The following is a 14,408-nucleotide window of genomic DNA, read 5'->3' as shown; positions in this document are numbered from 1 at the left end:
ACTCCCTCGGGAGCCCGGCCCGCGGCGTGTCCGGCCGTCGATCAGAACGTCTGCAGCGTCACCAGCGTGATCCGCCGCGCCCCGCCCTCGTCCGTCAACTCCACGCGCACCCGCTGACCGGGCCGCAGCAGCCGCAGCCCGCCCGCGTCGAACGCGGCGCTGTCGAAGGGCACCGGAGTGCCGTCGTCGAGCAGCACCTGCCCGCTGCGCGTGTCCTGGTCGTACGTGTATGCGGTCGCCTGCATGACGGCAGCCTACTGCCGCCGCCCGAAAGCCGCGCGGGCGCAACGGGGGCCGGCGCCCGCCCCCGTGCGCGGCTACTGCCCGGGAATCGGCAAACGCGCGCCCACCGCCGCCGTGTACGGCCCCACCCCCAGCGCGAGCGCCGCGCGCAGATCCTCGCCGGTGTCCACGTCCTGCCGTACGGAATCCACGTCCGCGAGTGCGAGTTCCCGCGCGCCGGACTCCCGGTGCCGGGCCCGGGAATCCGTGCCGAATGCCGGGCTCAATTCCGTCCCCGGCCCGGCCGTCAACAGGGTCGTGCCGATTGCGGCGGCGTCCGGGAGAAAAGCGCGCGGAAATTCCGCGGCGGCTTCCAGAACCCGGTGCAATTCCCGTGGGCGCAGCGCCGGGAGATCGGCGTTCAGTGCCGCCACCGGGCATTCGGGACGGGCGGCGCGCACCACCGCCGCCGCGTGCGCCAGCGCGGCGTTCAGCCCCGTGCCGGGCTCGTCCGGCACGATCCGGGCGCCCAGCGCGGACAGCTCCCGGCCCGCCAGCGCGTCGTCCGTGACGACCGCCACATCCCGCACCGCAGCCGCTGCCAGCGCCGCCGCCACCGTGTCCTGCGCGAACGCGAGCGCGAGGCCCGGACGCAGCGCGTCGGCGGCGGTGTCCGAGAGCCTGCTCTTGGCCCGCGCCAAAGGCTTCAGAGGTATCACCAAGGTCCACAGCACGCGCGTCCGTCCCTCTCTTGTCGCGGCCATTGTCACCCGGACCTTCGGGCGGCCGGAGTGCCGGGGCGTACGGTGTTCTCGACAGACCGGCGGCCTGGGGCGACACTTGTCCGGCCCCCAGGCCCTAGAAGGAAGGTGTCCGCGTGCCCCGCCGCAGAATCGGCTTTTGGTACCGCTTCGCCGCGGTGATCTGCAAACCGCCGCTGGTGGTTCTGCTCAAGCGGGACTGGCGTGGAATGGAGAACATCCCGGCCGAGGGCGGATTCATCACGGTGGTGAACCACAATTCGCACGCCGACCCTTTCGCCTACGCCCATTTCCAGTACAACACCGGGCGGGTGCCGAGATTCCTTGCCAAGAGCGGGCTCTTCGGGAAGGGGTTCGTCGGGGCCGCGATGCGCGGCACCGGGCAGATCCCCGTCTACCGTGAGAGCACCGACGCGCTGAGCGCCTTCCGCGCCGCGATCGCCGCCGTGGAGCGCGGTGAGTGCGTCGCCTTCTACCCCGAGGGGACCCTCACCCGCGACCCGGACGGCTGGCCCATGACCGGCAAGACCGGCGCCGCCCGCGTCGCCCTGCAGACCCGGTGCCCGGTCGTCCCGGTCGCCCAGTGGGGCTGCAACGAACTGCTGCCGCCGTACAGCAAGAAGCCGCGCCTGTTCCCCCGCAAGACCTCGCACGTCCTGGCCGGCCCGCCGGTCGACCTCTCCCGGTTCTACGGCAAGGAGATGACCGCCGAACTCCTCAAGGAGGCGACCGAGGTCATCATGGCCGCGATCACCCGCCAGCTGGAGGAGATCCGCGGCGAGCGGGCACCCGAGACGCCGTACGACCCGAAGCGGGAGCGCGTCGAGCAGCGCCGCCGCACGGAGGCGCAGACGCGCGGCCGGGCCGGCGCCCGCAGCCGCGCGGAGACGCAGGGGCAGACCGAGGCGCAGGCACACGGAAGGGCGGCCGGCGCGACCGGCCGGGAAGAGGGGCGGAGCAAGTGAGCAAGCCGGTCAAGGCGGCGGTCTTCGGGGCCGGTTCATGGGGCACGGCCTTCGCCATGGTGCTCGCCGACGCGGGGTGCGAGGTCACCCTGTGGGCGCGCCGCGCGGAGGTCGTCGAGGCGATCAACTCCACCCGCAGCAACCCCGACTACCTCCCGGGTTTCCGGCTCCCCGGGAACGTGCGCGCCACCTCCGACCCCGCGGAGGCCGCCGCGGGCGCCGACTTCACGGTCCTGTCGGTCCCCTCGCAGACCCTGCGCGCAAACCTCGCCGCCTGGACGCCCCTGCTGGCCCCCGGCACGGTGCTCGTCTCACTGATGAAGGGCGTCGAACTCGGCTCCGCCATGCGGATGAGCGAGGTCGTGGGGGACGTGGCCGGGGTCGGCCCCGAGCGGGTCGCCGTGGTCACCGGACCCAACCTCGCCCGCGAGATCGCCGCCCGGATGCCGGCCGCCTCCGTCGTCGCCTGCGCCGACGAGGCCGTCGCCACGCGGCTCCAGGCCGCCTGCCACACGCCGTACTTCCGCCCGTACACCAACACCGACGTCGTCGGCTGCGAACTCGGCGGCGCGGTGAAGAACGTCATCGGCCTCGCCGTCGGCATCGCGGACGGCATGGGCCTCGGCGACAACGCCAAGGGCTCGCTGATCACCCGCGGCCTCGCCGAGACGACCCGGCTCGGCCTCGCCATGGGCGCCGACGCGCTGACCTTCTCGGGCCTCGCCGGCCTCGGCGACCTGGTGGCCACCTGCTCCTCGCCGCTGTCGCGCAACCACACCTTCGGCACCAACCTCGGCAGGGGCATGACCCTGGAGCAGACCATCGCGGTCACCAGGCAGACCGCCGAGGGCGTCAAGTCCTGCCAGTCCGTGCTGGATCTGGCCCGTCGGCACGGCGTCGACATGCCGATCACCGAGACGGTGGTCGGCATCGTCCACGAGGGCAAGCCGCCGGTGGTCGCCCTCAAGGAGCTGATGTCGCGCAGCGCGAAGCCCGAACGACGCTGAGCACACGCCGGGGCGGACGCTGTCTCCGGTCAGTACCACCGGGTACGCTCATCGCGATATGAGCACCGAGAACCTCCCCCAGAGCCCCGAGCAGCACACGCGCAAGCCGCGTGTGGCCGTCGTGTTCGGCGGGCGCAGCTCCGAACACGGGATCTCCGTGGTCACCGCCGGAGCCGTCCTCAAGGCCATCGACCGGACGAAGTACGACGTCCTGCCGATCGGCATCTCCGCGGAGGGCCGGTGGTTCCTCACGGCAGACGCGCCGGAGCGCATGGCGATCACCGACCGCCGCACGCCCAGCGTCGACCAGCTCGCCGAGTCGACCGAGGGCGGCGTGGTGCTGCCCGTCGACCCCGCCAGCCGCGAGGTCGTCTACAGCGAGCCCGGCTCGGTGCCCAAGGCCCTCGGCGAGGTCGACGTCGTCTTCCCGGTGCTGCACGGCCCCTACGGCGAGGACGGCACCCTCCAGGGCCTGCTGGAGCTGTCCGGAGTGCCGTACGTCGGCTCGGGGGTGCTCTCCTCGGCGGTCGGCCAGGACAAGGAGTACATGAAGCGGGTGTTCGCCTCCTTCGGGCTCAGGGTCGGCCCGTACGTGGTGATCCGCCCCCGCGAGTGGCAGCTGGACGAGTCCGCCGCCCGCAAGAAGATCGTCGACTTCGCGGGCGAGCACGGCTGGCCGCTGTTCGTGAAGCCCGCGCGCGCGGGCTCCTCGATCGGCATCACCAAGGTCGACGACCTCTCCGGACTGGACGAGGCCATCGCCGAGGCCCAGCGCCACGACCCGAAGATCCTCGTCGAGGCGGCGCTGCGCGGCCGCGAGATCGAGTGCGGCGTGCTGGAGTTCGAGGACGGGCCGAGGGCCTCGGTCCCCGCGGAGATCCCGCCGCCGGACGCGCACGCCTACTACGACTTCGAGGCCAAGTACATCGACTCCACGCCCGGCATCGTCCCCGCACCGCTGACGGACGAGGAGACCGCCGAGGTGCGCGCGCTCGCGGTGGCCGCCTTCGACGCCGCCTCCTGCGAGGGCCTGGTGCGCGCGGACTTCTTCCTCACCGAGGACGGGGAGTTCGTGATCAACGAGATCAACACCATGCCCGGCTTCACGCCGATCTCGATGTACCCGCAGATGTGGCAGGCGAGCGGCGTCGATTACGCGGAGCTGGTGGACCGTCTGATCCAGGCGGCGCTGCGCCGCCCCACCGGCCTGCGCTGACGGGCCGCCGCCCCCGGTGCTCAGTCGGCGATCCCCTCGGGGATCGCCTTCTTCACGGCCGGCGCCAGATCGACCAGCACGGAGGCGCTGTCCCGCTGCTCGGGCACCGTCACCTCCACGTACGCCGACCGGTTCGCGGTGGTGAAGCGGTGGCCCCCGTCCTGCTTCTCCTGCAGCCAGTCCACGCCGTTCACGCCCCCGGCCACCGCGTCGGGGTCGCGGCCCTCGGCCACTTTCGGATCGGCCATCTTCGGCGGCCGTACGACGCCGCAGCGCAGTATGATCGCCGGGTTCCCCCAGCCCGCGGTCAGCGGGGAGGCCGGCTCGGGATCGGAGCGCCCGGCGCCGTCGACCTCGGCCGGCAGCGCCCTGTCCAGGTTCCGGCACAACGCGGCGACCGCCGTGTCCGGGCTGGGAACCGCGGCGGTCGCGCTGTCGTCGCTTGAGGAGCAGCCCGCCACGGCGATCACGGCGATCATGACGGCGATCGACGTGACCGGCGCGGGCGGGCCGAAGGGCCGGTGACGGGAGATGTCCACCGGCCAAGGGTAGACGGGGGCTACAGATGGACGACCGGGCAGGTCAGGGTGCGGGTGATGCCGTCAACCTGCTGGACCTTGGCGACCACCATGCGACCGAGGTCGTCGACCGTGTCGGCCTGGGCGCGCACGATGACGTCGTACGGTCCCGTCACGTCCTCGGCCTGGACGACCCCAGGGATCTTGCCGATCGTCTCGGCGACGGTCGACGCCTTGCCGACCTCCGTCTGGATCAGGATGTACGCCTGTACCACGGAACCTCCAGGGCGGCCACGAGGATCATGTGGGGAAAAGGAACGCCACGGTATCGCGTCGCCGCTCGCCGCGGGGAGACCCGCGGGGGCCGGGCCGTGCGTGCCGGGGCGCGGACGCCGCCGAAGCCGGCGCTCACCGCGACCGTATCGAGCACACTGAGGACCCGCGACCGGGCAGCCACAGGGACAGAAGGGGCGTAAGGGCAATGAAGGGCACTGTTGGTGAGCTGGGGGAGTTCGGGCTCATCAGGGAGCTCACCTCCCGTCTCACCACCACCCCGGCGGTCCGGGTCGGTCCCGGCGACGACGCCGCGGTGGTCGCCGCGCCCGACCGCAGGGTCGTGGCCAGCACCGACATACTTCTCGAGGGCCGGCACTTCCGGCGCGACTGGTCCACGGCCTACGACGTCGGCCGCAAGGCCGCCGCGCAGAACCTCGCGGACATCGCCGCGATGGGCGCCGTGCCGACCGCGCTGCTGCTCGGCCTGGTGGTGCCGGCCGAACTGCCGGTGACGTGGCCGACCGAGCTGATGGACGGGCTGCGCGACGAATGCCAGGTCGCGGGCGCCTCGGTGGTCGGCGGGGACGTCGTACGGGGGGACACGATCATGGTGTCGATCACCGCGCTCGGCGATCTGCGCAACCAGGAACCGGTGACGCGGGCCGGCGCGCAGCCCGGTGACCTGGTCGCGGTGACCGGCTGGCTCGGCTGGTCCGCCGCCGGTTACGCGGTGCTCTCCCGTGGCTTCCGCTCGCCGCGCGCCTTCGTGGAGGCGCACCGGCGCCCGGAGCCGCCGTACCACGCGGGCCCGGCCGCCGCGGCGCTCGGCGCGACGGCGATGTGCGACGTCAGCGACGGGCTGATCGCCGACCTGGGGCACATCGCGGAGGCCAGCAAGGTCCGGATCGACGTGCGCTCCGGGGCCATCGACATCCCGTCACAGATGAACGACATCGGGCAGGCGGTCGGCGTGGACCCGCTGCAGTGGGTGCTGACCGGGGGAGAGGACCACGCGATCGTGGCGACCTTCCCTCCGGACGTGAAGCTGCCGGCCCGCTGGAAGGTGATCGGCGAGGTGCTCAACCCGTCGGCGCTGCCGCAGGTCACGGTGGACGGGGCGCCGTGGACGAACAAGGGCGGCTGGGACCACTTCGGGGGCATCGAGTCATGAGCGCGCCGCCCCGGGTGCTGACCGTGGCCGGCTCCGACTCCGGGGGCGGGGCCGGGATCCAGGCCGACCTGAAGACCATGCTCGCCCTGGGCGTGCACGGCATGAGCGTGCTCACGGCGGTGACCGCGCAGAACTCGCTGGGCGTGCAGGGCGCCTGGGAACTGCCGGTGGAGGCGGTGCGGGCGCAGTACCGCAGCGTCGTGGACGACATCGGCGTGCAGGCGGTGAAGACCGGGATGCTCGCCTCCGCGGAACTGGTGGAGGCGGTGGCCGAGTTGATCGCGGGGACCGGGGCGCCGGCCGTGGTCGACCCGGTGGGGGTCTCCAAGCACGGCGATCCGCTGCTGGCGGCGTCCGCGCTGGACTCCGTCCGCACGAAGCTGCTGCCGACGGCGACCGTGGCGACGCCGAACCTCGACGAGGTCGCCCAGCTGACCGGAGTGCGGGTGGACGGCGAGGACGGGCTGCGCGAGGCGGCGGCGGCCGTGCTGGCGTACGGGCCCGCCTGGGTCGTGATCAAGGGCGGGCATCTGGCGGGCGACGCCGTGGACCTGCTCACCGACGGGACCGAGGAGCACTGGCTGCGCTCCCCGCGGCTCGACAACCGGCACACCCACGGCACCGGCTGCACGCTCGCCTCGGCGATCGCCTGCGGGCTGGCGCGCGGGGCGTCGGTGCCGGAGGCGGTGCGGGCGGCCAAGGAGTACGTCACCGGGGCGATCGCGGCCGGGTTCGCGCTGGGGGGCGGGATCGGACCGGTGGATCACGGGTGGCGGTTCAGGGGCTGACGGGCCCCGCGAGGCATGAAGGGTGCCTCTGGGTCTGACGGGTTCCGCGGGGCACGACGGGTGCCTCTTCGCCTGACGGGTTCCGCCGGGCTGCCGGGGCTGCCGGGACGACGAGTGCCGACGGCACGGCAGCCGGGAGTGACGGCGGACGGCTGCCGGGTGACATGTACGCAGGCCCGGACGCCGGGGCCCGGCCGCCGCGGGCATGCAAAAAGCCGGTCCATGCGAGATGGACCGGCTCAGTGCAGCGAACCGACAGTGGCCGCGCGCTGTTGCTGAGCGTCAGCGCGAGACCTTGCCGGCCTTGATGCACGAGGTGCAAGCGTTCACGCGCTTCGGCGTCCCGCCCACCACGGTACGCACACGCTGGATGTTCGGGTTCCAGCGGCGGGGCGTACGGCGGTGCGAGTGCGAGATGTTGTTGCCGAAGCCCGGCCCCTTGCCGCAGACGTCGCAGTTGGCAGCCACGGGTCACTCCAAAGACTTCAGATGCACTTACGGTTGATCCCGGCATGCCGGAATCGAGATTCTCATGCTCTGCGAGCGGTCGAAATCTGAGTGGCGCTGCCAGGGGAATGGCCCGATCGGGATCGGGCAACCGGAGCAGCATACAACGACTGCGTCCGTACAACGAAACTACCATGACCGCCCGGGCCCCCGTCCCCGCCCTCGTCCGGCGGTCACCGGCTCCGGGACTACGCTGCGTCCCATTGCCAGCAGCTAGGAGGCGCAGGTGGCGCGGGTGCCGCAGACATTCCTCGACGCGGAGGCGGTGCGCACCTGGTGCGGTCTCGCGCTCCGGGCGCTGGGCACCGCCCGGGAGGAGATCGACGCGATCAACGTGTACCCCGTGGCGGACGGGGACACCGGCACCAACCTGTATCTGACCGTCGAGTCCGCGGCGTCGGCCGTCGAGGCCGTGTTCGCCGGCCACCGGACCGGCGGGACGGGACCGTCGCTGGCCCAGGCGGTACGGGCCATGGCGCACGGGGCGCTCATCGGGGCGCGCGGCAACTCCGGCACGATCCTCGCGCAACTGCTGCGCGGCATGGCCGAGGTCCTCGCCGGCGAGGACGGGGACGAGGCCGGCCGCGTCGACGGACCCGGCCTCGGGCTCGCCCTGCGCCGGGCGGCCGACTCCGCGCGGCAGGCGGTGGCGCGTCCCGTGGAGGGCACGGTCCTGTCCGTCGCCTCGGCGGCGGCCGAGGCCGCGCTGGCGGCGGGGGGCACGGAGGGGGACTGCGGGGCGGTCGCGCGGGCCGCGTACGAGGGGGCGCGCGAGGCCCTCGCCGCGACGCCGGGACAGCTGGCGGTCCTGGAGCGGGCGGGGGTGGTCGACGCCGGCGGGCGGGGGCTGGTGGCGGTGCTGGCGGCGCTGGTGGAGACGCTCACGGGACGGTGGCCGGGGGGATCGACGGTGGCGGCGGCGTCGCCGGGGGCGGCCGGGAGGGCCGAGGGCGGTGGGCGGGAGTGCCCGGACGCCGCGGAGGGCGGGCCCGCCTTCGAGGTGATCTACCTCCTCGAGGCCGAGGACTCGGCCGTGGCCCGGCTGCGGGAGCGGCTCGACGCGCTCGGGGACTCGCTGGTCGTCGTCGGCGGGGACGGGCTGTGGAACGTCCACGTCCATGTGGACGACGCCGGGGCGGCCGTGGAGGCGGGCGTGGAGGCCGGGCGGCCGTACCGGATCCGGATCACCCACTTCGGCGCCGGGGACGCGCACGCCGCGCGCGGGCCCTGGCCGTCCGGGGAGCGCGCCCAGCGTGCCGTGGTGGCCGTCGTGCCGGGCGAGGGCCTGGCGGGGCTGTACGCGGAGGCGGGCGCGACGACCGTGCTCGCGCGCCCCGGGGAGCCGCCGGCCAGCGGGGAGCTGCTGGAGGCGGTACGACGGGCCCACGCGCGCGAGGTCGTGCTGCTGCCCAACGACGCCGAGCTGCGCCACACCGCCGCCGCGGCGGCCGAGCAGGCCCGCTCCGAGGGCATCCGGGTGGCGCTGATCCCGACGCGCTCGGCGGTGCAGGGCATCGCCGCGCTCGCGGTGCACGCGCCGGAACGCCGCTTCGACGAGGACGTCGTCGCGATGACGTCGGCGGCCGGAGCCACCCGGTACGGCGAGGTCGCCGTCGCCGAACGCCAGTCCTGGACCACGGCCGGCATCTGCCAGGCCGGCGACGTCCTCGGCCTGATCGACGGCGACGTCGCCCTCATCGGGACCGACGTCGCCGCCGTCGCCACGACGGTCCTGGACCGGATGCTGGCCGCTGGCGGCGAACTGGTGACCGTCGTCCTCGGCGACGAGGCCCCCGAAGCGGTCGCGGGCCGCTTGGAGGCCCGCGTGCGGGAGGCCTACCTGGCCGTCGACACCGTGGTGTACCGGGGCGGCAGACAGGGTTCGCTGCTGCTCATCGGCGTGGAGTAGCGGGGCCGCCGAACCGGGCCGGCCGCGCGGCTACTCGTCCTCCTGCTCCCGCACCACCCGCAGCATCTGTTCCGCCTCCGCCTGCCGGGCACGGGTCGTCTCGTCGTCGGGGGAGGCGTTCGCGTAGGCCGCCAGCACCGCGCGGGCGCGGGACTCGGCGCGGGCGGTGCGGCCCAGGTCGGCCTCCAGCCACCCGGCGGCGAGTTCGGCGCCGGTGCGGCTGTGCAGGGCCTCGTACCCGAGGGACGCGAACAGGGCGACGGCCTCCTCCATCTCGGCCAGCGCCTCCTCGAAGGCGGCCTGGATGGAGCCGTCCTCCGCGTCCTCGGCCGACGAGCGGGCGAGCAGGTCGCCGAACTGGCGGTGCGTGTGGCCCAGTTCCTCGGTGAGCCGGAACCTGGACTCCTCGTCGGCCGCCGTGCGCAGCGCCGACTCGCACGCCGCCACCGCCGCCTCCATCAGCTCCCGCCCCACCTCCCGGCCGTCCTCGGCACTCTCCCCGTCCTCCGTGTCCTGCGTGCTCAGGGCGAGCCACGCGCGGGCGCGCAGCGAGCGGACCAGCCCGTGGACGTTGCCCACGGAGCGCCACAGCTCGCCCGCGCGCGCGTACGCCCGATCCGCCTCGTCGCGCAGCCCCGCCCGCCCCAGCGACTCGGCGGCGAGATGGGCCAGCGTGGCGTGGTCCTGCTGCTCGGGCCAGTGCCGGGCGGTCTCCGCCGCCTCCAGGCGCCGTTCGGCCGCCGCGCGGTGCTCGCCGAGTTCGCTCAGACAGTCGCCGAGCCACCACTGCGTCTGCACGATCGCCCCGTCGCCGTGCGTCTCCGCGGTGAGGTCGAGCAGCGCCGACTCCAGCACCTCCGCCGCCTCGGCCCACCGCCCCTGACGCAGCAGGAACCCGCCCAGCAGATGGCGCGCCCAGGCGCCGACGGTCGGGCTCTCGCCGGCCTCGTCGGCCCAGTGCGACGCCTCCAGGGCGTGCTCCGCGGCCTCGGCGGGCAGCTCCCGGCCGCCGAGCAGCTCCGCGAGCTGGAGGTGCAGCTGGGCGCGTCCGACGGGCTCCAGCTGGGCCCCGCCGTGCTCCAGCGCCGCCCGCAGTGCCCGCTCGGCCTCCTCCGTGTCGCCCAGGTGATGGGCGAGCCCGGCCAGCCGCGCCTCGTACTCCACCGCGAACCACGGCAGCCCCGCGTCGACGTACGCCGCCGCGGCCTGCGCGAACAGCCCGGCGGCCGACCGCAGGTCGCCGTGGTGCACGGCCAGTTCGGCGAGCATCGCCCGCGCCTCCGCCGCCCGCGAGGCCAGCCGTACGTCGTCGCCGGTGTGCCCGTCCACCAGCGCCAGCACCTCGCGCGCGGCGGCCTCGGCCTCCGCCAGGACGGTGTCCCGCGGGGCCCCGCCGCCCGCCGGGCCGCCGGAGGAGTCGTCCGGCTCGATCACCCGCCGCATCAGGACGCGCGCCCGCCCGATCAGCACGGACGCGGTCTGCCGGACCCCGGTGCCGCTCTCGGCGAACAGCGCGAGGACCTCGTCGTAGGCCTCGGCGACGGCCGCCACGGCCGCGTCCACGTCGCCGCCGAGCGCGCGGACGTACGCCGCACGCGCGCGTGCCGCCAGCGCCTCACCGGGGTCGCCCGCCTCGGCGTACAGCCGCGCCGCGCGGTCGAACAGCTCCGCGCCCGCCGGACCCAGGCTCATGGCCTCGTGATCGGCGATCTCCGCCCGGTCCCGGGCGTCGAGCGCGACGCCCTCGGCGGCCCGCGCGACCGCCGCCCAGGCCTCCACGGCGTTCGGCCGCAGGGTCTCCGACAGCCGCCGGGCCTCGGCGAGCAGGGCGGAGAGTCCGGAACCGCCGTCCGGTGCGGGAGCCGCGTCGGGGGCGGGCGCCGACACGGCCGCCGGCGAGGCGTGCGCCGTGGACCCGGGGCGTGCGGAGCGCACACCGAGCGGGAGTCGCTCCACGAGCGCCTCCTGGTCCATCCGCGCGCGGGCGCGTTCACTGACGTACGACGTTCCGTTACGCGCGTCGAACCGCGCCGCCAGCGCCAGCGCCTCCGTGCGCGCGTACGCGCCCAGCTCCCGCGCCGTCCAGCTCCGCCCCGTCGGCCCCGGCACCTGCCGGCCGCCCAGCCCTCGCGCGGTGAGCCGGTCCATCAGCAGCGCCACCACGCTCAGGAAGTCCAGCCGGGTTTGCGGATGCCCGTCGTCGGTGAAGTACGCCGGCCGCTCCGCCAGCAGCTCCAGACCGCGCGCCTCGTTCCCGGTGAGCGCGCAGAACTCCACGTGGTCCGCGTACGCGCCCCGCATGCTCTCCATCGGCCGCACGAGTCTCAGCCCGCGCAGGTGATGGGCCCGCGCCTCGTCCACGCGGCCCAGCCGCAGCAGGGACTTCAGCGACGACGAGAGCACCGAGTGCGGCTCGTGCGCGCAGGTGAACTCCCCCTCCAGCACCGGCCCCCACAGCTCCAGCGCCTCGGCGTCCCGCCCGCTCACCGCCTGCCACCAGCCCTGCCCGTTCAGCTCGCAGGCGTGACAGTCGGCCATCGCGTCCCGGTCCGCCGCCAGCCACGCCGCGTACGCCCGCTCCGCGCGCGGCAGGTCGCCGACGTGCGCGGCCACGCTGAACTCGGCGCTGCGCACGGCCCGCTGCGAGTACCCGGCCAGCCGGTAGCGGTGCTCCATCTCGCCCAGCCACTTCTCGATGGCGGCGAGCGGGATGTGCGGCTGGCCGAGCATCCCGCTCGACATCCACTTGAACACCCAGTGCAGCGAATGCGCCTCGTACGCGTCGAAGTCCTCGGGCCGCTCGTCCCACATCCGCAGCAGCCGCGCGAACGGGACGAACATCTTGTCCTTCTCGGAGCTGTAGTTGTAGACCTTCAGCTGATGCCCGAGCGCCTCGATCACGGCCAGCGGTATGTTCAGCCGCTCCGCCTGCGCGAGCAGGACCTCCGCGCGCGCGTTGCGGGCCGGCCCCTCCGGCTGCTCGGCGTTCTCCGCCATCGCCCGGCGCAGTTCCTCGAAGTCCGAGATCTCACTCATCGGTGCCCCTCCCCCGGGGAGTCCGTGTCACTGTGGGTGGCCCATTCCAGGAGGCCGATGAAGGCACGGTTCAGCAGCGCAGAGTCGGCCGGCCGCAGCGGGCGCTGCGCCATCAGCAGGGCCTGCCCGTACAACGACTCCGTCGCCGTGCCGACCAGTTCCGGTTCGCGCAGCGAACCGATCCGCCGCACCAGCGGGTTGAGATGGTTCAGCACCAGCCGCGCGCGGGGCGCCCCGCCCCGCAGCGAGCCCAGGATGCCCGCCCACAGGTCGTCGGCCCGCTCCTCGGCCTCCGCGCGCGCCTGTTCGTGCCGCGCCTCCCGGTCGCTCAGATGCAGCGCGGGAACCGACAGCGGATGGAACGCGCGCAGCACCACGTCACAGCCCAGCGGGTCCAGCGCCGCCCGCGCGGCCGCCAGGAATCCCGACAGCGCCAGTTCCTCGGCCGGGTCCACGGCCTCCAGGTGCGCGGTCACCGTGTCGGCGTCCAGCTCGGAGACCACCGTCCCCGGCCGCACCGACGGCAGTGCCTCGACCAGCTCGCCGTCGTAGGTGTAGCCCCCGTTCACCACGCCGATGCCCTGCGCCGACGCGATCGGGGCGACCTGGCGGAACTCCTCCACCGTCCGCGTGAAGTGCACCACCGGGTGCCGCAGCGCGAACTCGGCCAGCGACACCCGCCCGTCCGTCGTCTCGAACGGCAGCCACGGCAGCATGATGCGCAGCATCTCCGCGTCGTGCCGCGCCAGCGACTTCACGCCCAGGTGGTGCACCGCCAGGAAGGCCGACAGCCGCTGCGGATCGCCCGCGGCCAGCCCGGTCAGCCAGGACCTGATCCGCTCCCCGAGCGCGTCCCGCACAGCCGCCAGCGTCTCGTCCTCGTACAGCGCCTCCCGCGACGCCGTCGGCCGCAGGCTGTCCGTGTCCAGTACGCAGCGCACGAAGAACGCCCAGTCCGGCAGCAGCTGCTCGGCCCGCTCGGTCAGCAGCATGCCCTTGAGGTGGACGCGGTGCCGGGCCCGCTGCGCGGGACTCACCGCCGAGGGCAGCACGTACGCCACCCCCCGGATCCCGGCGAGCGGCACGTTCAGGTCGATCGAGTCCAGCGGGGTGAAGCCGAACAGGTCGTGGCAGTGCCGGGCCAGCGCCGCCCGCCGGTTCGCGGGGGAGGGGTACGGCCGGTCCCAGGGCGCCGGAAGGTCGGTGACGGCCTCCCCGCCCACCCGGACGTCGTAGGGCAGCAGCGAGCCGAACTCCCGCGCCAGCTCCAGCACCCGCTCCTCGGCCAGCCACTCCCCGGCGCCGGGCCGCGGCACCAGGTGCACGGTCGTGCCCGGCTCGGGCCGGGCGTCGTCCGGCAGCGTGCGCACGGTGTACGAACCGTCGTCCGCCGCCGTCCACTCCACCGGCCGGGCGTCCGGCGTACGGGCGCTGCGGCTGACCACGCGGATCCGCTCGGCGACCACGAAGCACGCCAGCAGTCCGATCCCGAACTGCCCGAGGAACCCGGAACGCGCCTCGTGCAGCGCCTCCGCCCGCTTGGAGCTGCGGCCGATCGTGGCCAGCAGGTCGTGCACGTCGGACTCGGTGAGCCCCACGCCGGAGTCCTCCACCCGCAGCGCGCCCGCCTCGGCGAACAGCCGCACCCGCGCGGGCGCGCCGGGATCCAGCGCGCGCCGGGCGGTGATCGCGTCCACGGCGTTCTGCAGCAGTTCGCGCAGGTAGACCTTGGGGCTGGAGTAGAGGTGATGGGAGAGCAGGTCCACCAGACCACGCAGGTCGACCTGGAAGGTGTGAGGTGAAGGGGATGCCTGGGATGACTGCGAGGTCTGGGAGTCCATCGTCACAGCGCTGCCGGGAGAGACGGCCGGCGGCGCGGGGTCGGGCGGTCCGGTGAGGCCGTGACCGCGAAGGGATGGCCGGAGCGCGTCATCCTAGAGCCCTACCGAACCGCCTGACCAGGGGATTCCTCGGACTTATACGGCATTGGAACCCAGAGCGCCGCGGCGTTGTCAGTGTCGTGGTGTGCAAT

The 14,408-nt window shown here is 74.1% G+C and carries 13 protein-coding genes; 6 read left to right on the top strand and 7 right to left on the bottom strand.

Annotation, left to right across the window (positions count from 1 at the left end):
• Nucleotides 1-41 precede the first annotated feature (41 nt).
• Together ABZY13_RS13740 and cofC are read right to left on the bottom strand one after the other, a co-directional pair.
• Nucleotides 42-245 (bottom strand): hypothetical protein, encoded by a 204-nt coding sequence (locus ABZY13_RS13740; RefSeq protein ID WP_356630116.1) that lies wholly within the window; start codon nt 243-245, stop codon nt 42-44.
• A gap of 72 nt (nt 246-317) precedes the next feature.
• Complete coding sequence (cofC, locus tag ABZY13_RS13735; protein WP_356630114.1) at nt 318-956, bottom strand: 2-phospho-L-lactate guanylyltransferase; 639 nt, start codon at nt 954-956, stop codon at nt 318-320.
• A gap of 143 nt (nt 957-1,099) precedes the next feature.
• Between cofC and ABZY13_RS13730 the strand changes: the two genes are divergently transcribed.
• From ABZY13_RS13730 to ABZY13_RS13720, 3 genes are read left to right on the top strand one after another with little or no spacing between them, the layout of a single operon-like run.
• Nucleotides 1,100-1,948: a lysophospholipid acyltransferase family protein gene (locus ABZY13_RS13730; protein ID WP_356630112.1), complete on the top strand. Its 849-nt coding sequence runs from the start codon at nt 1,100-1,102 to the stop codon at nt 1,946-1,948.
• Complete coding sequence (locus ABZY13_RS13725; protein WP_356630110.1) at nt 1,945-2,955, top strand: NAD(P)H-dependent glycerol-3-phosphate dehydrogenase; 1,011 nt, start codon at nt 1,945-1,947, stop codon at nt 2,953-2,955. Before ABZY13_RS13730 ends, ABZY13_RS13725 begins: the two co-directional genes overlap by 4 nt.
• A gap of 58 nt (nt 2,956-3,013) precedes the next feature.
• The gene (locus ABZY13_RS13720) at nt 3,014-4,171 is read left to right on the top strand and encodes a D-alanine--D-alanine ligase family protein (RefSeq protein ID WP_356630108.1); all 1,158 of its coding nucleotides are present in this window, start codon (nt 3,014-3,016) and stop codon (nt 4,169-4,171) included.
• Between the two features lie 20 nt (nt 4,172-4,191).
• On the opposite strand, the gene ABZY13_RS13715 is transcribed toward ABZY13_RS13720, so the two are convergent.
• Nucleotides 4,192-4,659, bottom strand: a complete 468-nt coding sequence (locus ABZY13_RS13715; RefSeq protein WP_356630162.1) for a DUF3515 domain-containing protein — start codon at nt 4,657-4,659, stop codon at nt 4,192-4,194.
• A gap of 71 nt (nt 4,660-4,730) precedes the next feature.
• The gene (locus ABZY13_RS13710) at nt 4,731-4,964 is read right to left on the bottom strand and encodes an Lrp/AsnC ligand binding domain-containing protein (RefSeq protein WP_067238984.1); all 234 of its coding nucleotides are present in this window, start codon (nt 4,962-4,964) and stop codon (nt 4,731-4,733) included.
• Nucleotides 4,965-5,170: 206 nt separating this feature from the next.
• On the opposite strand from ABZY13_RS13710, the gene ABZY13_RS13705 reads away from it, so the two are divergent.
• The gene (locus tag ABZY13_RS13705) at nt 5,171-6,136 is read left to right on the top strand and encodes a thiamine-phosphate kinase (RefSeq protein ID WP_356630106.1); all 966 of its coding nucleotides are present in this window, start codon (nt 5,171-5,173) and stop codon (nt 6,134-6,136) included.
• The gene (thiD, locus tag ABZY13_RS13700) at nt 6,133-6,924 is read left to right on the top strand and encodes a bifunctional hydroxymethylpyrimidine kinase/phosphomethylpyrimidine kinase (RefSeq protein ID WP_356630104.1); all 792 of its coding nucleotides are present in this window, start codon (nt 6,133-6,135) and stop codon (nt 6,922-6,924) included. Before ABZY13_RS13705 ends, thiD begins: the two co-directional genes overlap by 4 nt.
• Nucleotides 6,925-7,206: 282 nt before the next feature.
• On the opposite strand, the gene rpmB is transcribed toward thiD, so the two are convergent.
• Nucleotides 7,207-7,392, bottom strand: a complete 186-nt coding sequence (gene rpmB / locus ABZY13_RS13695) for a 50S ribosomal protein L28 (protein ID WP_004924906.1) — start codon at nt 7,390-7,392, stop codon at nt 7,207-7,209.
• 265 nt (nt 7,393-7,657) lie between these two features.
• Between rpmB and ABZY13_RS13690 the strand changes: the two genes are divergently transcribed.
• On the top strand, nt 7,658-9,340 hold the full coding sequence (locus tag ABZY13_RS13690) for a DAK2 domain-containing protein (RefSeq protein ID WP_356630101.1): 1,683 nt from the start codon (nt 7,658-7,660) through the stop codon (nt 9,338-9,340).
• A gap of 30 nt (nt 9,341-9,370) precedes the next feature.
• Here the strand turns inward: ABZY13_RS13690 and ABZY13_RS13685 are convergent, their stop codons facing one another.
• Both ABZY13_RS13685 and ABZY13_RS13680 read right to left on the bottom strand, forming a co-directional pair.
• Nucleotides 9,371-12,376 (bottom strand): tetratricopeptide repeat protein, encoded by a 3,006-nt coding sequence (locus tag ABZY13_RS13685; RefSeq protein ID WP_356630099.1) that lies wholly within the window; start codon nt 12,374-12,376, stop codon nt 9,371-9,373.
• Nucleotides 12,373-14,217, bottom strand: coding sequence for an HSP90 family protein (locus ABZY13_RS13680; RefSeq protein WP_356630097.1), 1,845 nt, complete (start codon nt 14,215-14,217; stop codon nt 12,373-12,375). The genes ABZY13_RS13685 and ABZY13_RS13680 overlap by 4 nt, the downstream gene beginning before the upstream one ends.
• Nucleotides 14,218-14,408: the final 191 nt, after the last annotated feature.

The organism is Streptomyces sp. NPDC006610 (assembly GCF_040611575.1).
Classification (GTDB): Bacteria; Actinomycetota; Actinomycetes; order Streptomycetales; family Streptomycetaceae; genus Streptomyces.
This window is presented reverse-complemented; position numbering and strand designations above follow the sequence as displayed.

Coding starts and splice junctions, on each gene's coding strand:
- ABZY13_RS13720 (WP_356630108.1), top strand. CDS start 3,014: ATGAGCACCGAGAACCTCCCCCAGAGCCCCGAGCAGCACACGCGCAAG.
- ABZY13_RS13680 (WP_356630097.1), bottom strand. CDS start 14,217: ATGGACTCCCAGACCTCGCAGTCATCCCAGGCATCCCCTTCACCTCAC.
- ABZY13_RS13740 (WP_356630116.1), bottom strand. CDS start 245: ATGCAGGCGACCGCATACACGTACGACCAGGACACGCGCAGCGGGCAG.
- ABZY13_RS13705 (WP_356630106.1), top strand. CDS start 5,171: ATGAAGGGCACTGTTGGTGAGCTGGGGGAGTTCGGGCTCATCAGGGAG.
- ABZY13_RS13685 (WP_356630099.1), bottom strand. CDS start 12,376: ATGAGTGAGATCTCGGACTTCGAGGAACTGCGCCGGGCGATGGCGGAG.
- thiD (WP_356630104.1), top strand. CDS start 6,133: ATGAGCGCGCCGCCCCGGGTGCTGACCGTGGCCGGCTCCGACTCCGGG.